Here is a 26,400-nt window from a genome sequence, read left to right as displayed (position 1 = left end):
GCGGATGCACCGATACCCGTAGGGCACCGGGCGCCCCCTCCTCCGCACCACCGCATCCCCCTTCACTGCACGCGGCCGCCGTTACGCCTGCGCAAGAGCATCCCCCCATTTCATTGCATAGCGCGATAGCCGAAAGCCATGGGGACACGCCGCGGGACCGCCGAGCACTCGTCCCGGGCCCGGTGGCGGCGCCGTCCTCGGCCACGGACGGGGCAGGCCGATCCGGCCGCTGTGAGCGATCTGTGAGCGGGCTGCGGGACCGTCGCCGGTATGGACGACGCGATCCGGGCCGAGGGCCTGGTCAAGAGATTCGGAAAGACGATCGCACTGGACGGGGTGGACCTGTCGGCTCCTCCGGGCGGCGTGCTCGGTCTGCTGGGGCCGAACGGCGCCGGGAAGACGACGGCCGTGCGGGTGCTCGCGACACTGCTGCGGCCCGATGCGGGGCGGGCCGAGGTGCGCGGGCTGGACGTGGTCCGCGACGCGGCGAAGGTGCGCAGGCTGATCGGCCTCACCGGCCAGTACGCGTCCGTGGACGAGGATCTGACCGGTGCCGAGAACCTCGTGCTGATCGGCCGGCTACTCGACCTGCGCAAGGCCGAGGCGCGCGCCCGCACCGCCGAGCTCCTGGACCGGTTCGGGCTGGCCGAGGACGCGGAACGCAAGGTGTCGACGTACTCGGGCGGGATGCGGCGCCGCCTCGACCTGGCCGCCTGCATGATCGCCCGGCCCGCGGTGATCTTCCTGGACGAGCCGACGACGGGCCTGGACCCGGGGCGCCGGGAGGAGGCGTGGCGGCTGATCCGGTCGATGACGGACGACGGCGGGACCGTCCTGCTGACCACGCAGTACCTGGAGGAGGCGGACGCGCTCGCCGACGCGATCACGGTGATCGACCGCGGACGGGTGATCGCCGCGGGGACGCCCGCGGAACTGAAGCGGATCGCGGGCGGGCAGACCATCGCCGTCCGGCCGCGCGACGCCGGGCGGCTGGTGGAGGTCGCGGCGGTCCTCAACGCGGTGACCGGCCGCGACGCGGAGTCGCCCAGCCGCGGCGTGCTCGTCGCGCCGGTCGCCGGTGAGGACGGGGACCGAGCGCTCGCCGAGACCGTCCGGCGCCTCGGGGCGGCGGGGATCTCCGTCACCGAGTTGTCGCTGCGGCTGCCGAGCCTGGACGAGGTCTTCTTCACCCTGACCGGCCACCGCACCGGCGACACGAGCGAGGGAGAGGCGGCATGACGGCGACCATCGACACCACGCGGACGGTCGTGCCGCCGGCGCGGCGGCCGTTCGGGCTCGTCCGGCACAGCATGCTGCTCGCGGGACGCAGCCTGACCAAGAACCGGCGGAACCCGGGGCTCCTCAGCGACGCCCTGTTCGTCCCGATCATCTTCCTGCTGCTGTTCGTGTACCTGTTCGGCGGCGCGGTGTCGGGCTCGACGCACCGGTACCTGCAGTACATCTTCCCCGGCGTGCTGGTGATGACGGCCATCCTGGTCGGGATGCTGGCGACCGGGCTCAGCATCAACACCGACATCAAGAAGGGGGTGTTCGACCGGTTCCGCAGCCTGCCGATCGGCCGGTCGGCGCCGCTCGCCGGCTCAGTGCTGGGCGACCTGATCCGGTACGCCGTCGCCGTCGTGGTGCTGTTCGCCACCGGCTACCTGCTGGGGTTCCGCGTCGAGACCGGGCCGGTGCGGGCGCTCGGCGCGGCGGCGCTCGCGGTGACGCTCGGGTTCTGCATGAGCTGGATCACCGTCCTCATCGGGGTGCTGATCCGGGAGGAGGTCATCGTGCAGTCGGTGGCGTTCCTGGGCATCTTCCCGCTGGCCTTCGGGACGAGCATGGTCGTGCCGGCCCGCACCCTGCCCGGCTGGCTGCGGGCGTGGGTGGAGGTGAACCCGGTGAGCCATGCCGTGGACGCGTGCCGCGGCCTGCTGATCGGCGGGCCCGTCGCGCATCAGGCGATGCTGACGCTGGTGTGGTCGGCGGTGTTCCTGGCGGTGTTCGCGCCGCTGGCGGTGGCGGCCTACCGGCGGCGCAGCTGATCGTCCACGAGGGCGAGCGCGTCCGCGACCTTCAGGGCGGCGCCCTTCGCGTAGGCGTCCCGGTAGGCGCGCTCCCCCAGGGCGCGCCGCAGTACCCGGGACGCCTGCACGACGTCGGGGTTGAACGCGTCGGGCGCGCCGCGCAGGACCGATGCCGCGCCGAGGGTCTCGGCCGCCGCCTCGGGCGCGGACGCGGCGCCGAGCCGCGCCACCGCGATCCCGGCGACCGCGGCGATCGGCAGGTCCGGCGCGTCCGTGGCCAGGGCCAGGGCTTTGCGGAGCCGGCGGCGGGCCGCGTCCGGGTCGTCCGCCTCGATCGCCAGGTGCGCCATCGCGGTCTCCAGCAGCGACCCGAACTGCGGGTAGGAGGGGACGCGGGCGAGGTACCGCTCGGCGGCGGCATAGTGGTGGAGCGCCCGGCCCGCGTCGCCGTCCTGGCGGGCGAGATCGCCGAGGGCGAGGTGCGCGGGGACCAGGTGCCGGGCCGGCGTCGCCGCACCGGGGGCGATCATCGCGGCGAGTTCGTCCCGGGCCCGCCGGACGTCGCCGGAGCGGGCCCGCGCCACCGCGAGCATCACCCGCTGCATCCCCGCGCCGCTCTCCTGACCCAGCTCGCGCAGCAGGCCGACGGACTCCTCCAGTTCGGCGATCGCGGTCTCGAAGCCGCCCGCCACGGTCCGCGCCTCCGCCGAGAACGCCAGCGCCAGGGCGAGCCCCGCCCGCTCGCCGGACCGCCGGAATTCCGCCAAGCCCGCGGCGATGTCGCGGGCGGCCTCGTCCATGGCGCCGCTGTTGCCGTTCAGCATCGCCCGCACCAGGTGCAGCGCGGCACGCGCCCAGGGGTCCCGCTCCGCGGTGAGGCGGTGGTCGACGGCCGCGAGCCCGCGTGCCGGATCGTCGTCGAGCAGCGCCGCGGACGGTTCGGCCAGCGCGGCGAGCGGATGCGCGGCGGCCGCACCCCGCCGGAACCGTTTCAGCAGCGGGTCATCGCGGGCGTCGCCGCCCGACAGGACGGTGTTGAACGCGTACCCGCCCAGAGCGACCGCGGCGGCGTCGCCGAGGGCGCCTCCCTCCTGCGGCGTTTCGAGCGCCAGGCGCAGCCGCCGCGCCGCCTCGGCGTGGTCCCCCTGGATCATCCAGAACGAGGCGAGCGCAGCCCCCAGGCGGACGGCGGACGCGGCGTCGCCCGACTCGACCGCCCACGCCAGCGCCGCCGACAGGTTGTCGCGCTCGCCGTCCAGCACCCCGATCCAGTGCAGCTGTCCAGCGCCGCGCAGGTGCGGTTCCGCACGTTCGGCCAGATCGAGGAAGCAGGCCAGATGAGCCGCCTTCGCCTCGCCGGTCTCCCCCTCCGCCTCCAACCGCTCCAGCCCGTACTCGCGGATCGTCTCCAGCATCCGGAACCGCGGCCGCGGACCGTCGACCACCTGGAGCAGCGACCGGTCGGCCAGCGCGTCGAGGGCCTCCAGGGCGTCCGCCCGCCCGCCGACCTGTGCCGCCTCCTCCGGGCCGATCGCGCCGGGGAACACCGACAGCCGCGCGGCGAACCGGCGCTCCGCGCCGTCCAGCAGGTCCCAGCTCCAGGCGACCACGGCGCGCAGCGTCCGATGCCGCGGCAGGGCCGTGCGGGCGCCGCCGCCCAGCAGGGCGAACCGGTCCTCCAGCCGCGCGGAGAGCTGTTCGGCGGGCATCGCGCGCAGCCGCGCGGCGGCCAGCTCGATCGCCAGCGGCAGCCCGTCCAGCCGACCGCAGATCTCCCCGACCAGCGCGGCGTTCCCGGCACCCACCTCGAAACCGCGCCGCACCGCCGCCGCCCGCTCCGCGAACAACCGCACCGACTCCGTCGCGTCCAGCGGCGGAACCGGGCACAGCGCCTCCCCGTCCAGCCCGAGCCGCTCCCGGCCGGTCGCGAGGACGCGCAGGCCCGGGCATCTGCCGAGGAGGTCGTCGGCGAGCCGGGCGGCCGCCCCCACCACGTGCTCGCAGTTGTCCAGGACGATCAGCGTCTCTTCCGGAGACAGCGCGTCGACGAGCACGTCCGTGGTGCTGCGCCCGCCCATGCCGGCCCGCAGACCGAGCGCCTCGGCCACCGCGCGCGGCACCTCGGCCGGGCCGGCGACCGCCGCCAGCTCCACCAGCCACGCCCCGCCCGGGAACCGGCCGGCCACCTCCGCCGCGACGGTCGTCGCCAGCCGCGTCTTGCCCGCGCCGCCGGGCCCGACGAGGGTGACCAGCCGCCCCTCCCACAGCCGCCGCCTGATCCAGGCGCGCTCGTCCCCCCGTCCGACGAAGCTGGTCGACGGGGCGCGCAGGTTCCCGCGCGGCCGCTCCGGCGGGGCCGATCGCAGGACGGCGAGGTAGGCGTCCCGCAGTTCCGGTCCAGGGTCGGTGCCGAGTTCCTCGGCCAGCACGTCCCGGAACCGCTCGTACGCCGCCAGCGCCTCGGCGGCACGTCCCGCGCGGTGCAGGGCCCGGACCGACAGCGCCCGGGTCCGCTCGCGCAGCGGATGCCGCGCCGCCAGCTCCTCCAGTTCCGCGACGAGCCGCCCAGGATCGGTTCCGCCGGCGAGCTCCGCGGCGACCCGGTCCTCCGTCGCGGAGAGCCGCAGCTCCTCCAGCCGGACGGCCGCGGCGTCGGCGAACGGCAGACCCGCCGCGTCGGCGAGCGCCTGCCCCCGCCACAGCTCCAATGCCTCGCCCAGGACCGCGGACGCTCGGACGGCGTCGCCCGCCCGCAGGGCCCCGGCGCCGTCCCGGGCCAGCCGCTCGAACGACAGCGCGTCCACCGCCTCGCCCGGGACGTCCAGCACATATCCCCCGGGCGTCGACAGCAGCCGCCCCTCGGGCAGCGCCCGCCGCAACCGCGAGACCAGCGCCTGCAACGCATGCACGCGATCCGACGGACCACCATCCGGCCACAAATCCCGCACCAGCGAATCCACCGCGACGGGCCGGCCCGGCTCCAACGCCAGCCTGACCAGCAACACCCGCAACCGCGCACCGCCCACCGCGACACCGCGGCCCTCATGGGTGACCGACAACGGCCCGAGGATCGCCACGCGCATACCCTCACTCTGCCACCGCGAGCCCAGCGGAACGGCTGCCCGAGATGCCGGACATCGGACACCTACCGTCTGCCCCACGCGCGAGATGCCACCAGTAACACCGCTCCTCCACAATCGGTCCCGCTTTTTCAAGGTCCGCCAGAATTGAATGGACTGACCCAAAAAAGCGCCGCTTTCCGGATACAGCGGGTCAACAGAGCCTGGGCGGTATTGCGCCGGACGCGACGGTCGAAAGGCAATCGAATGACACGCGTCGGCGATCGGGACTTCGGTCACCGGCGCGGACCACACTGACCACATGAGTGATCCGGATGCGCATGAAGGGGCCCAGCGGACGTTCCCACCGTCACCGATCAGTGCGGCGCACGCCCGGGACTTCGTACGGGACCGGCTGGCGGGAAGCGTCGCTCTGGATACCCTGCGCACCGCCGAACTGCTGGTCAGCGAGCTGGTGACCAACGCGGTGCTCCATGCGCGTACCGAGGTCGGGGTGTCGGTGCGGTCCGTGGACGGCACGGTCCACGCGCGGGTCGTCGACGGCGAACCGCGCCGCGGGCTGGTGCCGCGGCGCCGCCATCCGTACACCGATACGGGACGGGGCCTCTATCTCGTCGAGCGGCTCGCGTCCCGCTGCGGAGCCGACACCGGTGAGAAGACCAAGTCCGTGTGGTTCGAATTGGGCCCGTCTGTTTCCCCATCGGCGGCTTCCGCCGGCTGGGGGCCCGCCGTTCCGTACTCTGGCGACCGCCGTAGCGTGACATTGGCCGACCTGCCGTGGGCGCTGTGCATGGCCGAACAGCAGCACCGGCATGCGCTGCTGCGTGAGCTCGTCCTCGCCTCGTCCGCCGGGGATCCGCTCGGCATCCGGCCGGACGACCTCGAAGCCGCCCACGACGTGAGCAACGTGATCAGCGCCTGCGTGGCCGCCGCGTGCGAGGGCCATCCCGCCGACGCCGACGTCCGCACCCTGACCCTGCCGGTGCCTGCGCACGTTACGCCGGCATTGCTCGCCTTGCGCCGCGTCCTCGACAAGGCCGAGGAGGCCACCCGGTTCGAGGCGCTCCTGACCCGGCCCGCCCTTCCGCAGCTCTCCGCCCTGCGGCGGTGGATGCTCGACGAGATCATCGGGCAGTTCGGCGGGGGCGCCCCCACCGCGTGGACGGTGGTCCCCCGGGAGCCGACCGACTCGTCCCTGGAGCTGAGGCCCTGGAACCGCGAACAGATCCAGGCCAGCAGGTTCCCGACCATCGCCATCGACGACCGGAACCAGATCATCGCGGCGAACGAGGCCGCGTCGGACCTGGTCGGCTGGGACGCCGGCGACCTCGTCGGGCGGCGGCTGCCCGTGCTCATCCCCGAGCATCTGCGCGAACGCCACCTGGCCGCGTTCACGTCCCTGCTGCTCACCGGCCGCCCCCGCATCCTGGGCCGGCCGGTCCCCGTCCCCGCGCTGCACCGCGACGGCCGGCTGATACCCATCCGCCTGCTCATCCAGGCCCAGGAGATGAGCGACGGCCGCACCGTCTTCGTCGCCCAGCTCCTCCCCCGCACGGCCGCGCCCGAGCCGCCGCCCGCCGACTGGCCCGGGGAGCTCAATGAGAGCCGCGCGGCGGCCTTGGCAGAGCCTCCGCCCGCGTCCCCGCGGCTTTATGAGCCCGCGCAGCGAGCGCGCGGACGCGACCGGAGCATGTCGGAGCTGGAGCGACTCTCCCTGCTGGCCGAGAGCAGGCGCGCCGGCAGCGAAGCCGAGGATCTGCCGCAGGCCCTTCGCCAGTTCGCCCTGCTGCTGACCCGGCGGCTGGCGGACTGGTGCGCGGTGGACCTGATCGACGAGCACGACGAGGTCGAGCGGGCCATCGTCGTCCACCACGATCCCGGGTCGTCCCCCTCCGCGTACGAGGGCGCGCTCCCTCCGCCGTCGAGTCCCGCCCGGGGCCCCCTCGCCCGGGCGCTGCGCGGCGCAGGACCGCTGCTGCTCACCGGCACACCCCCGATGGGGCAGGGCGAGAGCCCGCTGGACACCCGGTACGCCGAGCTGTCCGAGCAGTTGGGCGTCGGCAGCGCCGTCGTCGCATCGCTGCAGGCCCATCGCGAGGTCCTGGGCGCGCTCACCGTGGGACGTCTCGGCTCGCAACGGCCGTTCATGCAGGACGACGTGGATCTCGTCGGAGAGCTGGCCCGGGGGCTCGCCCTCCAGGTGGCGAACCTGCGCAGGTTCACCCGTGTCCGCACCATCGCCCAGCACCTGCAGCACTCCCTCCTTCCTGCACTGCCGGAGATCGAGAACCTGCGGCTCGCCGCCCGCTACGTCCCCTCGGCCATCACCGCGCAGGTAGGAGGCGACTGGTACGACGGTTTCGCGCTCCCGGACGGCGGCACCGCCGTGGTCATCGGGGACGTCACCGGCAGCGACATCGATGCGACCGCCACCATGAGCCGGCTGAGCAGCATGTTGCGCGGCATCTCCGTCGTCTGCCAGGAGCCGCCCGAGGAGGTCCTGCGCCACCTCGACATGGCGAACCGGACCCTTGCCCAGGAAGCCACCGGCACCTGCGTCTATGCCGTCGTCAAGGAATGCCATGCGGGCCTCTGGGAGCTGTCCTACTCTTCCGCCGGGCACCTGCCGCCGCTGCTGACCACGCAGGACGGAGAAGCCCGCTACCTGGAGGACGGCGGCGGTCTCATGCTGGGCACCGGGTTCGACCTTCCGCGTCCCGGGGCCCGGGTCCCGCTGCCCGCCGATTCGACCGTGCTGCTGTACACCGACGGCCTCATCGAACGCCGCGGCGAGCCCCTCGACCGCGGCCTCGACAGGCTCCGCGAACAGGCCGCCGCCCTCTCCCACGCCCCTCTCGAGGTGTTCTGCGACGAACTGCTCATCCGGCTCGGCTCCGACAGCACCGACGACACGGCATTCATCGCTCTCCGCCCGACCTCACCATGACCATGGCTCAGCAACACCGAACCGGTCCGGGCTCGCGACCGCGGCGGACGCGCTCAGCCGACCACGCGGTAGCGCAGGTGCGTGACCCCTGGAGCGTCGATGACGCGGACGAGGTCGAGCGGGCGGGGCGAGCCCAATGCGCCGAACAGCGACCGGCCGGCGCCGAGCAGTACCGGGACCTGGTGGATCACGAGTTCGTCCAGCACTCCGGCCTGCAGCGCCAACTGCGCCGTCACCGCTCCGTGGACCAGCACGTCGCGGTCGCCGGCGGCCGCCTTGGCGCGTGCCATGGCCGCCTCGATGCCGTCGGTGGCATAGCGGACGTTGGGGCCCTGGACGGCGTCGGCGCCCGGCTCCGCGCGGGTGAACACCTCGATGTGGACACCGTCGTGGTGGTCGCCGCCCCAGCCGCCGGCCGCCTCGAACGTGCGCCGTCCCGTCAGCACGGCCCCGGTGGCCATGACCTCCTCGACCACAGGAAGGCTGGCCGCACTGGTTCGGATGGCCGGGACGCCGGCTCCGCCACGGGCCTCGATGTCGCCGTCGAACAGCCAGGCGTGCAGCACCTCTCCGCCCGTGCCGAGTCCGTTCTCCGGGCCGTCATCGGGACCGGCGATGAAGCCGTCGACAGACATGGACATGTAGAGCACGGAACGAGACACGATCGGGTCCTCCTGACGTGACGGAGTGTGGACGGGCCGAGCATGCATCTCTCGACCGCCCACGTACCCGGAACTCATCGAGATCTCCACGGCGTCGGCGGCACCGAGTCCCACGTCCTCCTCGCCCCCTCCCTCGGTATGAGGGCGGAGGAGTTCGGCCGGGTCCACCGCCTGCCCAAGGCGCAGCCGGCCGCCGTCGTCGACGGGCTGCGCGGCCGAGCTTGCCGGGGCGCGCCGGTGGGATGCGACGGAGTTGGGCGCGGCTCTTCCCTTTTGCGCACGTGAGCGCTACCTTCCAAACCAGAAAGCAGAATTCACTTCAGTTTTCGGGTGGGTGGTCGGAATGACGTCAACCGCCGCGGTCGTGCCGTCACGGTGCCCCTCGCGGGAGATCCCTCCATCGATGGTCGACCGGATGACCCTGATCCTCGACGCCTTCCACGGCTCGACGATGCGGCTGACCCTCGAAGAGATCGTCCGGTCGACGAGGCTCCCGAGGTCCACCGCGCACCGGATCCTCGATCAGCTGGTCAAGGCGGCGTGGTTGCGGCACTCGTCCGCCGGCTACTCGCTGGGCCGGCGCTCCCTGCGGCTCGGCGCCGATGCGCAGAGCTTCTTCGACCTGCGCTCCGCGGCCGCCCCGGTGCTGCACGACCTGCTGCTCAAGACCGGGATGGTCGTGCATCTCGCCGTGCTGGACGACGCCGACGTCCGCTACCTGGACAAGGTGGGCGGCTCGTTCGCCGCCAAGGTGCCCTCGCGGGTGGGCGGCGGCGCGCCGGCCCACTCGACCGCGCTCGGCAAGGCGATGCTGGCGTGGCTGCCGGCCGAGGAGGTCGACGCGCTGGTCGGCGACTCGATGGGCCGGCTGACGCAGCGCACGATCAGCGATCCGCGGATCCTCTACCAGGAGATGCACCGGATCCGCGTCCGCAACGGAATCGCCTTCGAGCGCGGTGAGCACACTCCCGGCATCTGCTGTGCCGCCGCGGCCGTGCGCGGTCCCGACGGCCCGCTCGCGGCCGTCTCGCTCGTCGGGGGTGCGGAGTGTCCGCTCGAGGCCGTCGCCCCGCTGGTGGCCGCCGCGGCCAGGACGATCTCCCTGGCACTGGTGTCGCAGGTCGAGAGCGAGCGCGTCGACCCCGCCGGCGCGCCGGCGGAGACCTGGTCGGCCGACACTCTGGCCCGTCTCGCCGCGATCGGCCAGGACGGCGACTGGATCTGACCGGCCGGTGGACGCCTAGGCTCCACCGGGGGGCTGCGGCACCATGAAGAGCATCGACCGAAGGAGACGCAGTGCCACGTATCGCCGACGCACGCCCGGCGGCCGAGCCGAGGTCGCCGCTCCAGAAGGAGCGGCACGAGCGGATCCTTCGCGCGGCGCGCAAGCTCGGGTCCGTGCACGACCTGGACCGGGTCCAGATGCAGGACGTGGCCGACGAGGCGGGCGTCGCAATCGCCACCCTGTACCGCTACTTCCCGTCGAAGCTCCATCTGTTCGCCGCCGTGAAGCGCAGGCAGGTCGAACAGCTCTCACAGGATGCCGCCCGGTTGCGGTCGGCGTCGGAACCTCCCCTCGAAGCCGTGGTGAAGGTCCTGGTACGGGCCAGGGAGCAGATGATGCGGCGGCACCGGCTGGCGTGCACGGTCCTTCAAGCCGACCAGACCGCCCAGGCCATCCCCAACGGCCCCTGGTCCTCGGACCGCACGTTCCGCGACATGCTGCTCGGCATCGCCGGCATCGACTCTCCGGCACCCGCCGACGAGCGGCTGATGCGGCTCCTCGAATCGTGCTGGTACGGCGTGCTGCTCTCCTGCCTCAACGGCCGGCTGTCACCGGACGAGGCCGACGACGACATCCGCGTCTCCTGCGAAATGCTGCTCGGCGCCCGGCTGGGCGGCACGACGGCCTGACGGCCTGAGTCTCCTGCCCCAGTTCTTCGTGTGGCACGCCGAGGACCACGCACTCGGCCACGGCGGAATGCTCGCCCTGGGCGGGGTGGACGTTCTCGTCCGCTCCCACTGAACAAGATGGCGGGTGAGGCGGCGAATGGGCCTGCTCGGCGACGCGCTCTCCCCCGCCACCCAGCGGGATCCGTACCCGGCCGCGCAGCGGTCGGTCGGCAGGCTGCTCTCATGACGCTGAACCCTGAGGCGGCAACGAGCGCGGGGGCCTGAGCGATGGGCATCCACATCGACAAGGCGCTGTCCGCCGCGCCGGCCCGCAGGACATTGTCCTGGAACCGCCGCGACGTGCTGCTGTACCACCTGTCCCTGGGCGCCGGCCGCTCCGCGGACCTCGACCCTGAGCTGCGCTACACCTTCGAGCGGGACCTGCGGGTCCTTCCCACCTTCGCCATGGTCGCCGGGCAGGGCGTCTCCGCCGGGGACGGTGGCCTCCCCGCGATGCGACTGCCCGGCATCGACGTCGACCTGCGCCGCATCCTGCATGCCGGCCAGTCGCTGACGGTGCACCGCCCGCTCCCCGCGTCGGGCGAGGCGTCCCTGTCGTCGCGCGTGACGCATGTGTGGGACAAGGGCAAGGCCGCGCTGATCGTGCTGGAGGGCACCGCGACCGCCCCCTCGGGGGAACCGCTGTGGACGACCGGGATGCAGATCTGGGCGCGCGGCGAAGGCGGTTTCGGCGGCGCACCGGGTCCGGACACCACCTGGTCCGCGCCCGTCCGCGCACCCGACCATGTGCTGGAGTCGCCGACGTCCCCCGGCCAGGCGCTGCTCTACCGCCTCAACGGCGATCTGAATCCGCTGCACGCCGATCCGGAGTTCGCGAAGGCGGCCGGGTTCGAGCAGCCGATCCTGCACGGGCTCGCTTCGTACGGCATCGTCGCCAAGGCCGTCGTGGACGGCGTTCTGGACGGCGATACCGACCGGCTGCGCGGCATCAGCGTGCGCTTCGCCGGGTCCCTGCTTCCAGGCCAGACGATCCGGACGTCGGTGTGGCGTGACGGGGACGTGCTGACCCTCTCCGCCACCTGCCCCGAGCAGGGGGACGCGCCCGTGCTCACCCACGCCGTCGCGCATGTGGCCTGACGGCGGCCGACGATTTCCAGGAGGTCCATGGTGCAGGAATTGGAGCAGCGCTGCGCCCCGTTCGTGGGCGAGGTGGCCGAGCCTCCACGCGTGGCGCGCTACGACGTCGACGCGGCGATGATCCGGAACTGGGCCGAGGCGCACGACGACTCCAACCCGGTGTACACCGATCCGGAGGCCGCGCGCGCGACCGGCCGGCGCGACGTCGTCGGCCCGCCCGCGATGATCTCGACGTGGGTCATGGCCGGCTACCGCCGCCACCGGGAGATCCACCGGCTGCGGGCGGAGGGCGTCAGCGAGGACTTCGCCTACTCGCGGCTCCTCGCGGTGCTGGACGAGGCCGGGTTCACCTCGGTCGTCGCGACGAACGTGGAGCAGGACTACGCCCGGGAGCTGCATCCCGGTGACCGCGTGACCGCCCACTTCACCATCGAGGACGTCTCGCCCGTGAAGCGCACCGCGCTCGGCGACGGCGTCTTCATCACGCTGCACAAACGCTACGTCGACCAGCACGGCGGCCCGCTCGCCGAGGAGCGGTTCCGGCTGCTGCGCTTCGACCCGGACACCAAGGAGGAGGGCAGATGAGCGAAGCCGTCCGCACCGCCGTTCCCCGGCTGATCATCACCCAGGACAACCGGTTCTGGTTCGACGCGGCCCGCGAGGGCCGCCTGGCGATCCAGCGCTGCACCGACTGCGGGACGCTGCGGCATCCGCCGGCCCCCGCCTGCGCGTCCTGCCGGTCCTTCTCCTGGGACAGCGTCGACTCCACCCGCCGGTGCACGCTGCACAGCTACACCGTCCTGCACCACCCGAAGGACGACGCGTTCGACTACCCGCTCGCCGTCGGGCTGGTGGACCTGGAGGAGGGCACCCGGCTGGTGGCCGACATCTCCGGCGTCGAACTCGACGAGCTGGAGACCGGGATGGAGCTGGAGGTCGGGTTCGCCGAGCATGCCCACGGCGAGATCCTCCCCCGGCTGACCCTGCCCGGAGGTGACGCGGCATGACGTTCCCGGACTGCGGGGTGGGCACGACGCTGCCCGCCCTGGATCTCCCGCTGGATCGGACGCTGATCGTCGCGACCGCGATCGCCTCCCAGGATTTCGAGGACGTCCACCACGACCCCGGCAAGGCCGCCGAGCGGGGCACGCCCGACATCTTCATGAGCATCAACTCCACCAACGGCTTCGTCGACCGCTACGTCACGGACTGGACCGGTCCGCACGCCCGGATCGCGCGCGTCGCGCTTCGCCTGGGCGTGCCCAACTTCCCGGGGGACACCATGCGCCTGTCCGGCGAGGTGACCGGCGTGACCGGCGACTCGGTGTCCGTCCGGGTGACCGGCAGGAACTCGCGCGGCGTCCACGTGACCGCCGACGTGGTGGTCGTCGTACCGGCCGAGGGAGGGGACCGATGAGCGGCGGCGGATTCTCCGGGGCGGCGGCGATCGCCGGCATCGGGGCCACCGAGTTCTCCAAGGACTCCGGTCGCAGCGAGTGGCGCCTCGCGTGCGAGAGCGTCCTCGCCGCCCTGGAGGACGCGCAGATCGGCGTCGAGGAGGTGGACGGGTTCGCCCTGTTCACCATGGAGACCAACCCGGAGATCGCCGTGGCCCGCGCCCTCGGCATCCCGGAGCTGAAGTTCTTCAGCCGGATCCCGCATGGCGGCGGGGGTGCCTGCGCCCCGGTGCAGCAGGCCGCGCTGGCCGTCGCCGGCGGCGTCGCCGACGTGGTCGTCGTCTACCGGGCGTTCAACGAGCGGTCCGGGCACCGCTTCGGCGCGGGCCCGCCGCCGTTCGCCTACAGCGCGAACACCGACCAGGAGTACCGCAACTGGATCAACCCCTACGGGCTCCTCACCCCGGCTCAGCAGGAGGCGTTCCTCGCCCGGCGCTACATGGACAAGTACGGCGCCACCAGCGAGGACTTCGGGCGGGTCTCGGTGCTGTCGCGCGAGCACGCCGCGCGCAACCCCAAGGCGTGGTTCTACGAGCGCCCGATCACCCTGGCCGACCACCAGAACTCCCGCATGATCGCCGATCCGCTTCGGCTGCTCGACTGCTGCCAGGAGAGCGACGGCGGGCAGGCCCTCGTGATCGTCAGCACCGAGCGCGCCCGCGACCTGCCGCACCCCCCGGCCGTCATCACCGGAGCGGCGCAGGGCGTCGGCCCGCAGCAGATCTCGATGAGCAGCTACTACCGTCCCGACATCGACGAGATGCCGGAGGTCGAACTGGTCGCCCGGCAGCTCTGGAGCCAGGCGGGCGTCGGCCCCGACGGCATCGACGCGGCCGTCCTCTATGACGCGTTCACCCCGATGGTGCTGCTCCAGCTGGAGGAGTACGGGTTCTGCGGACGCGGCGAGGCCAAGGACTTCATCGCCGCCGGCGGCGTCGCCCTCGACGGCCGGCTCCCGATCAACACGCACGGCGGCCAGCTCGGCGAGGGCTACATCCACGGTGTCAACGGCATCGCCGAGGGCGTGCGCCTGATCCGCGGCACCTCCGTCAACCAGCCGGCGAAGGAACTGGGCAACGTGCTCGTCACCGGCGGCTCGCCGGTCCCGCACAGCGCGATCGTCCTCACCGCGGACCGCTGACCGGACGCGCCCCACCAACCGAGACAAGGAGCCCACCGTGAGCGAACGCATCACCTACGCCCGCGCCACCCATGGGGAGGAGGAGATCCAGGCCGTCGTCGACGTGCTGCGCAGCGGCCCCCAAGGCCTGCGGATCGGCGCGAACGTGAAGGAGCTGGAGACCCGCGTCCCCGCACTGTCGGGCAAGCGGTACGGGGTCATGTGCAACTCCGGGTCGTCCGCCCTGTACCTGGCCGTCGAGCTGCTCGGACTGCCGCCCGGCAGCGAGGTGATCACCTCGCCGCTGACGTTCTCCACCGACGTCGCACCCATCGTCCGCGCCGGACTCGTCCCGGTCTTCGCCGACGTCGAACCCGACACGTTCAACGTCGACCCCGGCCGGATCGAGGCGCTGGTCACCGACCGGACCCGGGCCCTGCTGTTCCCGAACCTGGCCGGCAACGCACCGGACTGGGACGCGATCCGCGCGATCGCCGACCGGCACGGCCTCAAGGTGATCGAGGACTGCTGCGACGCCCTCGGCCCGAAGCTGCGCGGGACCCCCACGGGGGCGCGCGCCGACATCAGCGTCACCAGCTTCTCGATGGCGCACATCATCACCTGCGCCAGCACGGGAGGGATGGTGATGGTCGACGACGAGGAGTCGCGGGACCGGGCGCTGCTGCTGCGCCGCTGGGGCCGCCGGTCCGAGCCGAACCTGTTCGGCAACGGCACCGGCCGGGTCTTCCGCCAGGACCTCGACGGCGTCGCCTACGACAACGACTTCATCTTCGATCTGCTGCCGTGGAACTTCGAGCCGTCCGAGCTCGGCGCGGCGTACGGGGTCGTCCAGCTCGGCAAGCTGGAGGCGAACTACAAGCGCCGCCACGAGATTTTCGACGCCTACACCGCCGCCTACGCGGCCTTCCCCGACTTCTTCACCACGCCGCGGCAGACCGCGGGCCTCGACACCGCCTGGCTCTGCTACCCAGTGCTGGTCAACGAGGACGCCCCGTTCTCCCGCAGCGACCTGCAGGAGGCGATCGAAGCCGACGGCATCGACACCCGGACCGTCTGGAGCGGCAACATCACCCGCCATCCGATGATGGCGGGCGTCGAGCACCGCGTCCCCGAGGAGGGGCTGCCGGCCGCCGACGCGGTGTTCGAGCGCGGCATGACCCTCGGCATGAGCCACGGCCTGACCGACGAGCACGTCACCCGCATCACCGAGTCGATCCACCGCTTCGCGAGCACGCGCGGCCACCGGACGAGGGACGAGGTGCCGCAATGAGCCCGGTGATCATCGACGCGGTCCGCACCCCCTTCGGTAAGCGCGCGGGCTGGCTCTCGCCGCTGCACGCCGCCGAGCTGCTCGGGCACGTCCAGCGCGGCGTCCTCGACCGCGCCGGGATCGCCCCCGACCTCGCCGAGCAGGTCATCGGCGGATGCGTGACGCCCGCGGGCGAGCAGTTCGGCAACATCACCCGCACCGCGTGGGTGCACGCGGGCCTCCCGCCGCGCACCGGAGCGACCACGATCGACGCGCAGTGCGGCACGTCCCAGCAGGCGGTGCAGCTGCTGGCCGGGCAGATCGCGATGGGCGCGCTCGACGTCGGCGTCGCCTGCGGGATCGAGGTGATGTCGAGCGTCCCGCTCGCCGTCGCCGCCGAGATCCGGCTCGGCAAGGGTTCGCCGCGCCCCGCGTCCTGGAACGTGGAGCAGCCGGACCAGTACAACGCCGCCAACCGCATCGCCGCGGTGCACGGCATCACCCGCGAGGAGATCGACGCGTTCGGGCTGCGCTCGCAGGAACGCGCCCGGGCGGCCTGGGCGGCCGGTGCCCTCGACCGGCAGGTCCTCCCGGTCGAGGTGCCGGACGGCGACGGTGGCCGCACGCTCGTCACCTGCGACGAGGGGCTGCGGGAGACCAGCATGGAGGCGCTGGCCCGGCTGCGGCCGACCGTGCCGTACGGGCTGCACACCGCCGGCACGTCCTCCCAGGTCTCCGACGGGGCGAGCGCGGCGCTGCTGACGTCCCGGGAGCGGGCCCGCGAACTCGGGGTCGCGCCGAGGGCGCGGCTGCTCGCCCAATGCGTGGTCGGAGGGAGCACCGAGCTGCTGCTCGACGGCACCGTCCCCGCGGCCCGCAGGCTCTTCGAACGGACCGGAATGACACCGGCCGACATCGATCTCTTCGAGGTCAACGAGGCGTTCGCCTCGATCCCCATGTCGTTCGCGCGCGAGCTGGACGTGCCCGAGGACCGGCTGAACGTCAACGGCGGCGCGATCGCGATCGGCCACCCCGCCGGCGCGACCGGCATCCGGCTGCTGGCCACGGCCATCGACGAGCTGGAGCGCCGCGACGCCCACATCGCGATGATCGCGATCTGCGCCGCGGCGGCCACCACCTGCCTCATTCTCGAACGACTCTGACCACCATCCGGACAAGGACCCCCATGCCACTCCCCATCGAGGACGATCACCGCGCGCTCGCCGACTCGGCCGCCGCCTTCGCCCGCCGCCACGCGCCCGTGGCGGCGACCCGTGAGACCCTCGCCGACCTGGCGGCGGGCGGGCGCCCGCCGGCGTGGGACGCCCTCGTCCGCCAGGGGCTGCACGCGGTGCACCTGCCCGAGGAGCACGGCGGCGCGGGCGCCGGCCTGATGGAACTGGCCGTCGTGGCCGAGCAGCTGGGGCGTGCCCTGGTCCCTGGCCCGTTCGTGCCGACCGCGATCGCCGGCGCCGTCGTCGCCGCGTCCCCGCCGTCGGCGGTCCGGGACCGGTTGCTCGGGGCCTATGCCGGCGGCGCCACCGGGGCACTGGTGACGACGTCCGGTCTGACCGCCGTGCAGGAGCCGGACGGCTGGCGAGTGGACGGCTCCTGCCGTCCGGTGCTCGGCCTGCCCGGGGCCGAGGAGGTCGTGGTCCGGGCCGCCGTGAGGGGCGATTCCAGCCGCGCCCTGTGGTTCCGGCTCACCCCCGCCGAGACGGCCGTCGTGCACGTCGACGAGGGAACCGACCTGACCCGGTCGGTCGGGCGGCTCGAACTGGCGGACCACCGGGTCGCTCCCGGCGACGTCCTGGAAGCCCCGGACCAGACCCGCGCCGACCTGGCCGTCAACACCGTCCTCGCCGCCGAGGCTGCCGGGATCGCGTCGTGGTGCCTCGCCGCCGCCGTCGAGTACGTCCGGACCCGCGTCCAGTTCGGCCGGCCGGTGGGGGCGTTCCAGGCCGTCCAGCACAAGGCGGCCCTCATGCTGGTCCGCACCGAGACGGCCTGCGCCGCCGCCTGGGACGCGGCGCGCGCCGAGCAGCAGCCGGCCGCCCAGCGGCGCCTCGCCGCCGCGGCCGCGGCGGTGACCGCCTTGCCGGCCGGGATCGACGCGGCGTTCGAGTGCGTCATGATGCACGGCGGCATCGGCTTCACCTGGGAGCACGACGCGCACCTGTACTGGCGCCGCGCGCTCAGCATCGCCTCGGCCTGCGGCCCCGAGGAGCAGTGGGCGCACCGGCTCGGCGAGGCCGCCCGCGCGGACGCCCGGGATTTCGCCTTCGTGGCCGAGGACGCCTTCCCCGAACTGCGGGCCGATGTCCGCCGCGTGCTCGACGAGATCGAGACCCTGCCCGCCACCCCCGGGGAGGACGACCGGTACGCCGTGCGTGGCGGGCCGCGCCGGGCCCGCCTCGCCGAAGCCGGCCTGGTGGCACCGCACTATCCGCCGCCCTACGGCCTCGCGGCCGGCCCCGGCGAGCAGTCCGTGATCGCCGAGGAGTTCGCGCGGCGCGGCCTCCACCAGCCGACCACCGTGATCGGCGAATGGGTGCTGCCGACCCTCCTCGCGCACGGCGAGCCCGGACAGCAGGAACGCTTCGTCCTGCCGACACTGCGCGGCGAGATCGTGTGGTGCCAGCTGTTCAGCGAGCCCGGCGCGGGCTCGGACCTCGCGGCGCTGTCCACGCGGGCGACCAGGGTCCCCGGCGGCTGGTCGCTCACCGGCCAGAAGGTGTGGACGTCCGGCGCGCACGAGGCCGACTGGGGCGTGTGCCTCGCCCGCACCGACCCGGACGCGCCCAAGCACCGCGGCCTGTCGTACTTCCTGGTCGACATGAGGACGCCCGGCATCGAGGTCCGCCCGCTGAGGCAGGCGACGGGCCGCGCGGAGTTCAACGAGGTCTTCCTCGACGACGTCTTCGTGCCCGACGAATGCCTCGTCTCCGAACCCGGCCGCGGCTGGAGACTCGCCGCGACCACCCTGTCCAACGAACGGCTGAGCATGGGCGGCATGCTGACCCACGGCTCCGCCGAGACCGTCCGCGCGCTCATCGAGCGCGGCGACCACGCCGCGTCCCACGACGAGGCCGTCCGCGTGCTCGGCCGCAACACCGCCCGCGAGATGGCGCTGTCGGCGCTCGGCCTGCGCGGCGTCCTGGCCCGGCTGTCCGACCACGACCTCGGCGCCGAGATCAGCGTGCAGAAGGTCTTCAACGCGATCGCGCAGCGGGACGGCTCGCGCGCGCTGGTCTCCCTGCTCGGACCAGCCGGAGCCGTCGCCGACGGCGGCTACGCCATCGACCACATCGGCCTCCCGTCCGTCCTGTTCGGCGGCGGGACCGTCGAGATCCAGCTCAACGTCATCGCGCAGCGCGTCCTCGGGCTGCCGCGCCAGGACTCCTGAAGGAGCGGCCCATGCATCCCGACCTGTCGGCGGACTCCAAGCGGCTGCGCGCCGAACTGCGCGCCTACTTCGCCGAGATCATCAGCCCGCGGGACCGCCGCGACCTCGTCGACCAGACCGAGGGCGGCCCCACCTTCAGCCGGATCCTGCGGCGCATGGGCGAGGACGGCTGGCTCGGGCTCGGCTTCCCCGAGGAGTACGGCGGACGCGGCGAGGACCCCGAGGCGCTCTACGTGTTCTACGACGAGGTGATCCGGGCCGGCGCGCCGCTCTCCCTCGTCACCCTGAACACGGTGGCGCCGGCGCTGATGAAGCACGGCACACCGGAGCAGAAGGACTACTTCCTGCCGAGGATCCTCGCCGGCGAGCTGATCTTCGCCATCGGCTACACCGAGCCTGGAGCCGGCACCGACCTCGCCTCGCTCCGGACCCGCGCCCGCATCGACGGCGGCCACCTCGTCATCGACGGCAACAAGATCTTCACCAGCGCCGCCGTCTTCGCCGACTGGGTGTGGCTCGCGGTCCGCACCGACCCGGACGCGCCCCGGCACAAGGGCATCTCCGTCGTCCTCGTGCCCACGGACGCGCCGGGGTTCTCCGCCACCGAGATCAAGACCGTGGGCGGCATCAGCACCGCCGCGACCTACTACGAGGACGTCCGCGTCCCGCTGTCCAACCTGGTCGGCGAGCTGAACCAGGGCTGGAGCCTGATCACCGACCAGCTGAACCACGAGCGCGTCGCCCTCGCCGCCCGCGGCGGCATCGCCAACGAACTGTTCGACGAGGTGCTCGCCTGGGCCCGGCAGGAGCGGCTCGGCGACGGCACCGTCCACGACCTCCCCTGGGTGCGCCACACCATGGCCGAGGTGTACGCCCTCCTCAGCGCCGCGGAGCTGTTCAGCCTCCGCCTGGTGGCCGACGTCGCCGCGAACACGCTCGGCGGCGGCGACTCGGCGGCCGCCAAGATCTTCGGCACCGAGGCGGTGGTGACCGCCTACGGCCGGCTCCAGGAAGTGCTCGGCGCCGCCGGCCTGCTGCGTCCCGGCAGCCCCGGCGCCGCGCTGCAGGGCCGGGTCGAGTCCCTCGGCCGCCGGGCACAGAACAACACCTTCGGCGGCGGCACCAACGAGGTGATGCGCGAGATCGTCGCGTCCAACAGCCTCGGCATGACCCTCGCCGCCCGCCGCCGCCCCGCGACCACCCCTGAACGGAGCTGACATGGACTTCGACCTGGACGGCGACCTCGAAGCCGCGCGCGAACTGGCGAACGAGATCTTCACCGACCTCGCGACCCTGGACCGCGTCGTGGAAGCCGAGAAGGACGGGGGCGGCTTCCACCCGACCCTCTGGAAGGCGCTCGCCGACGCCGGCCTCCTCGGCATCGCGCTGCCCGAGCAGGCGGGCGGCGCCGGCCTCGGCATGCTCGGCCTGGTGACCGTGCTGGAGCAGCAGGGCCGGCGGGTCGCGCCGGTCCCGCTGTGGCCCGTGGCCATCGCCGCCCTGACGATCGTCCGCTTCGGCACCCCGGACCAGCTCAGCGCCTGGCTGCCCGGCATCCTGGACGGATCGGCCCCGGTCACCTCCGCGCTGGAGGAGAGCACGGGCGGCGCCGGACTGGCGGCGTCACGCACCCCCGCCGGGCTCTCCCTGACCGGCGACCTCCTCTCCGTCCCCGCCGCGCGGGAGGCCGCCGCACTCCTCGTCCCCGCCCGGCTCGACGACGGAACGACCGTGATGGCGATCGTGCCCACCGACAGCGCGGGCCTCACCACGACCGAACTCGGCGCCACCAGCAGGGAGAGCCGCGCCTCGATCCGCTGCGACGGCGTCACCGTCGCCGACACAAACCTCCTGCCCTCGGACGGCGCCGAAGTGCTCTCCTGGTCCCGCCTCCGAGCCCGGGTGGCGCTGGCGGCACTGCAGACCGGCGTCTGCGAGCAGGCCCTCCAGGTCACGGCGCAGTACACGTCCCAGCGCGAGCAGTTCGGCCGCCCCCTCTCGACGAACCAGGCGGTGGCGGTGCGGGCCGCCGACGCCTACCTCGACACCGAGGCGATCCGGCTGACCACCCGGCGCGCGGCCTGGCTCCTGGACACCGGCCAAGAGGACGCCGCCGAGACGGCCGCGCTGGTCGCCAAATGGTGGGCGTCCCGCGCCGGGTTGCGGGCCGTCCACGCCACCCAGCACCTGCACGGCGGAATCGGCGCCGACATCGACTACCCCGTCCACCGGTACTTCCTGTGGGGACGGCAGATCGCCTTCTCCCTCGGCGCCGCCGGCGCGACCGCCGCCGCCCTCGGCGACCGCCTCGCCCATGCCGCACCCATCGGAGCACCGTCCTGACCGCAGCCACCGCGCAGCGTGGACAATGCCGAGGTGACCCGACCGAGAATCCGCGTCGCGGCTTACGTGATCAGGCAAAGCGCCGTCCCCGAACTCCTGGTCTTCGACCACGTCGGCATGCCCCAAGCCGGAACCCAGATCCCCGCCGGCGGTGTCCGACCAGGTGAGCAGCTGGAACAAGCGGTCTTGCGAGAGGTCGCAGAAGAGACCGGTCTGCTCACCGCCTCGGTCGTCCGGCACATCGCCGCGGAGGACAAGCCCCATCCGGACACCCACCAGCCGCGCAGAACCACCTACTTCCACCTTCACGCGCCCGCGACCACGGCGGACGCATGGCACCACACCGTCCACGGCGATGGAGACGACACCGGCCTAACGTTCGCCTGCCGCTTCCTGCCCTTACCGCTCACCCGACCGCTGGCGGACGCTCAAGACGCCTGGCTGGGCCATATCGATCCCCGCTGGACGACCGCGACCGACACCCCTCAGTGACCAGTTGACCGGCGAACCGTCGTGGCTCAGCCGGTGAAGGTGTACCAGTCGACGTCCAGGGGGTTCGTGGTTGGATCTCCAGCGGTCGCTGCTGGTTCCGGTGGATGAGCCGGCACCGGATCGGGTGGCTGGAGCACGCTCTGACCGATCGGCGCCGAGCGTTGCGGGAGTTCGCGGCGGGTTGGTTCCCGCGACGGCTGCAGCCTGCCTGGCGGCCCGAATTTCAGGCTCCGCCGCAGATCGCGGTGCCTCCGGTGCTGGCCGACTTCTATCGTCTGGCCCGCCACCATCCCGATCTGCTGGGCCGTAGATACCGCCGCAGCTTCCTGCATCCTCTTGCCGAACTGGAGGTCGACCAGACCGGAAGGATCCCGCTTGGCTTGGGTGGTGACGGTGAGTACGGGCCCGGCTGGCAGCTTTCGCCTGGAGAGGGTGATCCTGAGGTGCTGGCGGTCCAGCGCGAGGAGATCCGCGACGACCAGGACGGGTGGCTGAGCGGCATCCACGAGAGGGCGCCGTGGCGTGAGCGGGAGCCGCTGGGCGGGTTCCGCTGCAGCCATTGCTGGCCGAGTGGGAGCCGGTCACGTTCGCGGTGGCGCCTGGCCGGATCGCCTGCCTGTATCCCGGCCCGCCGGAGTCCAGCGCCCCCGACGTCGACGACTGCTGGGTCAGCGTCGCCGCCGATGACGGCGGCGCGGCCGGGAAGGGGGTGGGTGGACCTGAGCGACCCCGCCCCCACCCCAAGTCCGCCAAGCCCCCGGGCAGCCACAGCAACACCCGGCGCCGCAGATCGTCGAAGCCCTCCAGGAGCGACCGGGTGCGCTCGTCGGACGCGACCGACCTCCACGGCAGGACGACCTCGCGCACCTGCCGGTGACCTTCGAGGCGCTCAGCAGCCTCGGTGACCAAGACGGCCGTGCCGTCAGGGCGCATCAGCACCTGGACGCCACCGGCCACGAACTTCTGCGCGCCAGACCCGGCCAGCCGATACGCGGCGTCCTCGCTGATGATCTTCACCTGGGCGTCCGTACCCGCCCCGCCCACCACCGGCGCCCTAGAGCGTGTATCGAAAGTGCTGGTCGTCGACGTGGCACCGCCTAAAGTGACATGCAGTCTTCGCTCGGTCGTGCTGGGATCAAACGCTATGCATGATTACTTTCTCAACGAAGCCGACTTGACGGACAGGATGGAGCGGAACCTGGCGGAACACGCCTGCCATCTGCACCGAAGCATGTCCGGTGCGACCGTCGCAGAGACCGGCGACCTCCTGGTCGCGGACAGCGGTCTGGACGACGACACGTTCAACATCGTCGCCGCGGCCCGCTTCACCGCCGGCGACGCCGCGGCCCGCATCGCCGAGACCGTCGGGACGCTGGCCGGCACCGGCCGCAGCTTCTCCTGGTGGGTGGGACCTGCCTCGACACCGACAGACCTCACTGCCCGCCTGACGGCAGCCGGCCTGCCGGTGTCCGAGCGTGAGACGGCCATGTGGGCCGAGTTGGACGAAACCCTGCCGATTCCCTCTGTCCCGGGTCTGGACATCCGAACGGTGACCACGCCCGAGCAGCTCGCCGACTACGCCAAGGTCCTCGCCGCGAACTGGAATCCACCCGCTGAAACCGTCCGCGACTTCTTCGCCCGGGCCGCTTCGCAGGCGCCGGCCGCGACCTGCCCGGCCCGGTACCTGGTGGGCTACGTGGAGAACCGTCCGGTCTGCTCCGCCGAGGTGTTCCACCACGCGGGAGTCGCCGGCATCTACAACATCTCCACCTTGGCCACCCACCGCCGACGCGGCTACGGCGGAGCCATCACGCTCGCGGCCCTTGGCACGGCCCGCGAACGAGACCACCGCATCGCGGTCCTGCAGGCGTCGACCGACGGCGAGCCCGTCTACCGCCGCCTGGGATTCCGCGCCTGCGGCCAGTTCGTCGAACATGCCATCAACACCTGAACCGCCCAGACGTCCACGGACGTTCGTCATCCCTGATTGAGCTGGTCACAGCCATTCATTGATCGCCGCTACGAGGACAGTGGCCTCGCAGCGGCCCGCGAGCTTGTCGTATCTCGCGGCCACGGCCCGGTTCCTTTTGAGGCGGTTGATGCCGTACTCGACGGCATGCCGAGCCTTATAGTCCTCGGCGATGAACCCGGGCGGCCAGCCACCGAGGGAGCCGAGTTTCTTGCGGTTGCGCGCCTGGTCGTTCTTATCCGGAATGGTGCAGCGGATGCCACAGCGGCACAGGTAGGCGCGCTGCCGTGATCACGATCGACATGGGCTTGTGGCCCTACTCGACCGCCAGACGCAACTTGGTGGTGAACCCGCCGCGCGACCTTCCCAGCCCGTGATCTCCGGGCTCGGTGAACACATCGCCAGGCGCTTCCATCTGCAGGTCACCCCGTTTGTGGGCCCGGCCGCATGCTGGTGATCGCGACAGACTGCGGAGTCGACGCTCAAGCCCCAGACGATCGCGCCTCTCGCGTCGGCCAGGGACTGAAGCCGAGTGAGGATCCGCTGCCAGGTGCCGTTGCGCTGCCTCCGGCGGAACAAGTCGTAGACCCGGCTTCGTGGTCCGTACTCGACGGGCGCGTCCCGCCACGGCACACCGATCCGCACACGGAACCGTATGCCGTCGATCAACTGCCGGCGCGGCCGGACAAGGGGCCGTCCCACTCTCGCGCCCTTCGGCAGCAACGGTTCCAGCACTGCCCACTGCTCGTCCGTGAGATCTCCTCGTCCCATGAACCGTGTTCACAGCTCGAGATCCGTTTTCGATACACGCCCTAGGCGACAAGAAGCCGCGCTGCGCTTTCCGAATCACCTCGGCCGGGCACGCCATCGCGGTCACCGCCCCGGCTGCTCGCACCGACACCCGCGTCGTCGGCCAGTGGGCTCCGCGCCCCCAGGAGATCAGGACCGGTGTTGTCAGTGGCGCCGTGCAGCATGTGCCAGAGACCCGTATGGCAGACAAGGGGGCAATTGTGGTGGCTGTGACGAACCAGAAGGTGCTCGAGCACGAGTTCCTCACCGGGATGTACAACGACGGGTACTTCCCGGATCACCTCGTCGACAAGGGCAAAGCGATCCTGCTGAGTCTGTGCGGGCGGATCGAGACCGAGCAGCCCGCCGATCTGGCGGCGCTCTACGCGCTGACGCACGCCGCGACCGACGAGTTCAACGCCCTGCAGGAGGAGTTCGATGCGGCCGGCAGCGAGATCGAGACGGTCGCCCGCGACGTGATCGGCGAAGAGTTCTGGTTCGTGGCCACCGCCTACGGCTTCGACGGCGCCGACATCGAGGAACTGATCGCTACCCGAGACTGGTGAAACCACGCCCGGAAGCCTATGACCAGCGACCATACCCGGCTCCTCGGAAAATCCTTTGCGCGCCGAACCGATGCCTGCCTAGGCTCGCCCGGATGCGGCGCACCGTCATCATCGGCGACATCCACGGCTGTTTCGACGAATTGCTCGAACTGCTTGAGAAAGTCGATCTCCACCCGGACGACCTGTTGGTCAGCGTCGGCGATCTGGTCGACCGTGGTCCAGCGCCGCGTGAGGTGGTCGGTCTTTTCCGCGAGCGCCCGAACTCGGTCGTGGTCATGGGCAATCACGAGCGCAAGCATGTGCGCGGCATCTTCTCCTATGCGCAAGAAATCACGCGTCTGCAGCTGGGCGAGCGCTACGCCGAAACAGTCGACTGGATGCGGACACTGCCGTACTACTTCGAGAACGACCATGTCCGCGTTGTCCACGCCGCGATGCTGGCAGGAATCCCGCTGGCCGACCAGAAGGAAGAGATCCTCTGCGGCTCGACCAGCGGCGAACGAGAACTCGCCGCGCTGTTCCCCGACAGCCACTGGCACCATCACTACACCGACACCAAGCCGATCGTGTTCGGACATCACGTAACCGGGCATGAGCCGATGATTCGGGACGGCAGGATCTTCGGCTTGGACACCGGCGCTTGCCATGGCTGGAACCTGACCGCACTATGCGTGCCGGATTTCACGGTGCACTCGGTGCAGGCGCACGCGGATCATTGGTCGATCGCCAAGCGCCGATGGCAGTTGCCCGTCCTGAAGACCAAGCCCTGGCGTGACTTCACCTGGCCCGAACTGGCTGAGGCGATCTCAAGGTTCTCCTCGACACCTGACATCGCCGTGCGCAGTTGGCTAGAGACAGTCGCTGCCTGGTCCGCGGAACTGCAGTCGTCGTTTCCTGCCCTGGCTGCCGCAGCACACCGCATCGCCGGCAACCTCACCAAGGAAGAACTACGGCAACATCCCGCCGCACGGTTCCTGTTCCAAGCACGTGACGGCCGCCTCGACCAGACAAGCCTGGCCAGGCAATGCTCAACACCCCGCAAGACAATCGACCTCGCGACCGCGTTTGGCCTGGTCGTAGCCGATCTGCCCGAATGACGCCGACGTCCCTTGAAACCGCCGGGGCGGAGAAGCCCGGGCTCGACACGCAGCGGCCGGCCATCTGGGCCACGCGGGTTCCTCCACTGCCGATTGCCCGTGAGCAGTCTCGACGTCCCCG

The 26,400-nt window shown here is 72.1% G+C and carries 24 protein-coding genes; 20 read left to right on the top strand and 4 right to left on the bottom strand.

The window, feature by feature from the left end:
- Positions 1 to 270 precede the first annotated feature (270 nt).
- Positions 271 to 1,239 carry an ATP-binding cassette domain-containing protein gene (locus J4709_RS11770; RefSeq protein WP_208240117.1) on the top strand — a complete coding sequence of 323 codons (969 nt, stop codon included), beginning with the start codon at positions 271 to 273 and terminating at the stop codon, positions 1,237 to 1,239.
- Positions 1,236 to 2,048, top strand: coding sequence for an ABC transporter permease (locus tag J4709_RS11765; RefSeq protein WP_208240108.1), 813 nt, complete (start codon positions 1,236 to 1,238; stop codon positions 2,046 to 2,048). Before J4709_RS11770 ends, J4709_RS11765 begins: the two co-directional genes overlap by 4 nt.
- Here J4709_RS11765 and J4709_RS11760 read toward each other — a convergent pair.
- A complete protein-coding gene (locus J4709_RS11760) occupies positions 2,030 to 5,113 on the bottom strand; it encodes an ATP-binding protein (protein WP_208240106.1) in 3,084 nt (1,027 codons plus the stop codon). The two genes, J4709_RS11765 and J4709_RS11760, sit on opposite strands and share 19 nt — an antisense overlap.
- Positions 5,114 to 5,411: 298 nt before the next feature.
- Here J4709_RS11760 and J4709_RS11755 point away from each other — a divergent pair, with 298 nt between their 5' ends.
- On the top strand, positions 5,412 to 8,057 hold the full coding sequence (locus J4709_RS11755; protein ID WP_208240104.1) for a SpoIIE family protein phosphatase: 2,646 nt from the start codon (positions 5,412 to 5,414) through the stop codon (positions 8,055 to 8,057).
- A gap of 53 nt (positions 8,058 to 8,110) precedes the next feature.
- On the opposite strand, the gene J4709_RS11750 is transcribed toward J4709_RS11755, so the two are convergent.
- Entirely contained in the window at positions 8,111 to 8,698 is a 588-nt protein-coding gene (locus J4709_RS11750) for a dihydrofolate reductase family protein (protein WP_232383365.1), read from the bottom strand.
- Positions 8,699 to 9,134: 436 nt separating this feature from the next.
- On the opposite strand from J4709_RS11750, the gene J4709_RS11745 reads away from it, so the two are divergent.
- The 13 genes from J4709_RS11745 to J4709_RS11685 all read left to right on the top strand — a co-directional run bounded on the left by J4709_RS11745 (position 9,135) and on the right by J4709_RS11685 (position 21,858).
- Positions 9,135 to 9,944 carry an IclR family transcriptional regulator gene (locus tag J4709_RS11745; protein WP_232383364.1) on the top strand — a complete coding sequence of 270 codons (810 nt, stop codon included), beginning with the start codon at positions 9,135 to 9,137 and terminating at the stop codon, positions 9,942 to 9,944.
- 71 nt (positions 9,945 to 10,015) lie between these two features.
- Positions 10,016 to 10,633, top strand: a complete 618-nt coding sequence (locus J4709_RS55525) for a TetR/AcrR family transcriptional regulator (protein WP_208240091.1) — start codon at positions 10,016 to 10,018, stop codon at positions 10,631 to 10,633.
- Between the two features lie 267 nt (positions 10,634 to 10,900).
- On the top strand, positions 10,901 to 11,770 hold the full coding sequence (locus J4709_RS11735; RefSeq protein ID WP_208240089.1) for a MaoC/PaaZ C-terminal domain-containing protein: 870 nt from the start codon (positions 10,901 to 10,903) through the stop codon (positions 11,768 to 11,770).
- Positions 11,771 to 11,797: 27 nt separating this feature from the next.
- A complete protein-coding gene (locus tag J4709_RS11730) occupies positions 11,798 to 12,355 on the top strand; it encodes an FAS1-like dehydratase domain-containing protein (protein WP_208240087.1) in 558 nt (185 codons plus the stop codon).
- The gene (locus J4709_RS11725; RefSeq protein WP_208240085.1) at positions 12,352 to 12,777 is read left to right on the top strand and encodes a Zn-ribbon domain-containing OB-fold protein; all 426 of its coding nucleotides are present in this window, start codon (positions 12,352 to 12,354) and stop codon (positions 12,775 to 12,777) included. The genes J4709_RS11730 and J4709_RS11725 overlap by 4 nt, the downstream gene beginning before the upstream one ends.
- Positions 12,774 to 13,187: a hotdog family protein gene (locus J4709_RS11720; protein WP_208240076.1), complete on the top strand. Its 414-nt coding sequence runs from the start codon at positions 12,774 to 12,776 to the stop codon at positions 13,185 to 13,187. Before J4709_RS11725 ends, J4709_RS11720 begins: the two co-directional genes overlap by 4 nt.
- Entirely contained in the window at positions 13,184 to 14,368 is a 1,185-nt protein-coding gene (locus J4709_RS11715; RefSeq protein WP_208240074.1) for a lipid-transfer protein, read from the top strand. The genes J4709_RS11720 and J4709_RS11715 overlap by 4 nt, the downstream gene beginning before the upstream one ends.
- A 37-nt stretch (positions 14,369 to 14,405) precedes the next feature.
- Entirely contained in the window at positions 14,406 to 15,638 is a 1,233-nt protein-coding gene (locus J4709_RS11710; RefSeq protein WP_208240072.1) for a DegT/DnrJ/EryC1/StrS family aminotransferase, read from the top strand.
- Positions 15,635 to 16,780, top strand: a complete 1,146-nt coding sequence (locus tag J4709_RS11705; protein ID WP_208240070.1) for a steroid 3-ketoacyl-CoA thiolase — start codon at positions 15,635 to 15,637, stop codon at positions 16,778 to 16,780. Before J4709_RS11710 ends, J4709_RS11705 begins: the two co-directional genes overlap by 4 nt.
- 23 nt (positions 16,781 to 16,803) lie before the next feature.
- Positions 16,804 to 19,023 (top strand): acyl-CoA dehydrogenase family protein, encoded by a 2,220-nt coding sequence (locus J4709_RS11700; RefSeq protein WP_208240061.1) that lies wholly within the window; start codon positions 16,804 to 16,806, stop codon positions 19,021 to 19,023.
- 11 nt (positions 19,024 to 19,034) lie between these two features.
- Positions 19,035 to 20,240 (top strand): acyl-CoA dehydrogenase family protein, encoded by a 1,206-nt coding sequence (locus tag J4709_RS11695; RefSeq protein ID WP_208240059.1) that lies wholly within the window; start codon positions 19,035 to 19,037, stop codon positions 20,238 to 20,240.
- Position 20,241: 1 nt separating this feature from the next.
- Positions 20,242 to 21,366, top strand: a complete 1,125-nt coding sequence (locus tag J4709_RS11690) for an acyl-CoA dehydrogenase family protein (protein WP_208240057.1) — start codon at positions 20,242 to 20,244, stop codon at positions 21,364 to 21,366.
- A 33-nt stretch (positions 21,367 to 21,399) separates the two neighbouring features.
- Positions 21,400 to 21,858: an NUDIX hydrolase gene (locus tag J4709_RS11685; protein ID WP_208240055.1), complete on the top strand. Its 459-nt coding sequence runs from the start codon at positions 21,400 to 21,402 to the stop codon at positions 21,856 to 21,858.
- 26 nt (positions 21,859 to 21,884) lie between these two features.
- On the opposite strand, the gene J4709_RS11680 is transcribed toward J4709_RS11685, so the two are convergent.
- Positions 21,885 to 22,364 (bottom strand): hypothetical protein, encoded by a 480-nt coding sequence (locus J4709_RS11680; protein ID WP_208240053.1) that lies wholly within the window; start codon positions 22,362 to 22,364, stop codon positions 21,885 to 21,887.
- Between the two features lie 53 nt (positions 22,365 to 22,417).
- Between J4709_RS11680 and J4709_RS11675 the strand changes: the two genes are divergently transcribed.
- The gene (locus tag J4709_RS11675) at positions 22,418 to 22,735 is read left to right on the top strand and encodes a hypothetical protein (RefSeq protein ID WP_208240051.1); all 318 of its coding nucleotides are present in this window, start codon (positions 22,418 to 22,420) and stop codon (positions 22,733 to 22,735) included.
- 24 nt (positions 22,736 to 22,759) lie between these two features.
- Positions 22,760 to 23,809, top strand: a complete 1,050-nt coding sequence (locus J4709_RS55520; RefSeq protein ID WP_307801165.1) for a GNAT family N-acetyltransferase — start codon at positions 22,760 to 22,762, stop codon at positions 23,807 to 23,809.
- 309 nt (positions 23,810 to 24,118) lie between these two features.
- Here the strand turns inward: J4709_RS55520 and J4709_RS56360 are convergent, their stop codons facing one another.
- Complete coding sequence (locus tag J4709_RS56360) at positions 24,119 to 24,598, bottom strand: transposase (protein ID WP_443608320.1); 480 nt, start codon at positions 24,596 to 24,598, stop codon at positions 24,119 to 24,121.
- Between the two features lie 5 nt (positions 24,599 to 24,603).
- Here J4709_RS56360 and J4709_RS55515 point away from each other — a divergent pair, with 5 nt between their 5' ends.
- Positions 24,604 to 25,182 (top strand): DUF5713 family protein, encoded by a 579-nt coding sequence (locus tag J4709_RS55515; protein WP_307801164.1) that lies wholly within the window; start codon positions 24,604 to 24,606, stop codon positions 25,180 to 25,182.
- 92 nt (positions 25,183 to 25,274) lie between these two features.
- A complete protein-coding gene (locus J4709_RS11655) occupies positions 25,275 to 26,279 on the top strand; it encodes a metallophosphoesterase family protein (RefSeq protein ID WP_208240049.1) in 1,005 nt (334 codons plus the stop codon).
- Positions 26,280 to 26,400 lie beyond the last annotated feature (121 nt).

This window comes from Actinomadura violacea, from assembly GCF_017573465.1.
Classification (GTDB): Bacteria; Actinomycetota; Actinomycetes; order Streptosporangiales; family Streptosporangiaceae; genus Spirillospora; species Spirillospora violacea.
This window is presented reverse-complemented; position numbering and strand designations above follow the sequence as displayed.

What these genes read in the sequence shown, in the direction of transcription:
- J4709_RS11725 (WP_208240085.1), top strand. Translation starts at nt 12,352, where the DNA reads ATGAGCGAAGCCGTCCGCACCGCCGTTCCCCGGCTGATCATCACCCAG.
- J4709_RS11760 (WP_208240106.1), bottom strand. Translation starts at nt 5,113, where the DNA reads ATGCGCGTGGCGATCCTCGGGCCGTTGTCGGTCACCCATGAGGGCCGC.
- J4709_RS11730 (WP_208240087.1), top strand. Translation starts at nt 11,798, where the DNA reads ATGGTGCAGGAATTGGAGCAGCGCTGCGCCCCGTTCGTGGGCGAGGTG.
- J4709_RS11720 (WP_208240076.1), top strand. Translation starts at nt 12,774, where the DNA reads ATGACGTTCCCGGACTGCGGGGTGGGCACGACGCTGCCCGCCCTGGAT.
- J4709_RS11735 (WP_208240089.1), top strand. Translation starts at nt 10,901, where the DNA reads ATGGGCATCCACATCGACAAGGCGCTGTCCGCCGCGCCGGCCCGCAGG.
- J4709_RS11700 (WP_208240061.1), top strand. Translation starts at nt 16,804, where the DNA reads ATGCCACTCCCCATCGAGGACGATCACCGCGCGCTCGCCGACTCGGCC.
- J4709_RS11690 (WP_208240057.1), top strand. Translation starts at nt 20,242, where the DNA reads ATGGACTTCGACCTGGACGGCGACCTCGAAGCCGCGCGCGAACTGGCG.
- J4709_RS11755 (WP_208240104.1), top strand. Translation starts at nt 5,412, where the DNA reads ATGAGTGATCCGGATGCGCATGAAGGGGCCCAGCGGACGTTCCCACCG.
- J4709_RS11770 (WP_208240117.1), top strand. Translation starts at nt 271, where the DNA reads ATGGACGACGCGATCCGGGCCGAGGGCCTGGTCAAGAGATTCGGAAAG.
- J4709_RS11695 (WP_208240059.1), top strand. Translation starts at nt 19,035, where the DNA reads ATGCATCCCGACCTGTCGGCGGACTCCAAGCGGCTGCGCGCCGAACTG.
- J4709_RS11705 (WP_208240070.1), top strand. Translation starts at nt 15,635, where the DNA reads ATGAGCCCGGTGATCATCGACGCGGTCCGCACCCCCTTCGGTAAGCGC.
- J4709_RS11765 (WP_208240108.1), top strand. Translation starts at nt 1,236, where the DNA reads ATGACGGCGACCATCGACACCACGCGGACGGTCGTGCCGCCGGCGCGG.
- J4709_RS11750 (WP_232383365.1), bottom strand. Translation starts at nt 8,698, where the DNA reads ATGTCCATGTCTGTCGACGGCTTCATCGCCGGTCCCGATGACGGCCCG.
- J4709_RS11745 (WP_232383364.1), top strand. Translation starts at nt 9,135, where the DNA reads ATGACCCTGATCCTCGACGCCTTCCACGGCTCGACGATGCGGCTGACC.
- J4709_RS11655 (WP_208240049.1), top strand. Translation starts at nt 25,275, where the DNA reads ATGCGGCGCACCGTCATCATCGGCGACATCCACGGCTGTTTCGACGAA.
- J4709_RS56360 (WP_443608320.1), bottom strand. Translation starts at nt 24,598, where the DNA reads ATGGGACGAGGAGATCTCACGGACGAGCAGTGGGCAGTGCTGGAACCG.
- J4709_RS11715 (WP_208240074.1), top strand. Translation starts at nt 13,184, where the DNA reads ATGAGCGGCGGCGGATTCTCCGGGGCGGCGGCGATCGCCGGCATCGGG.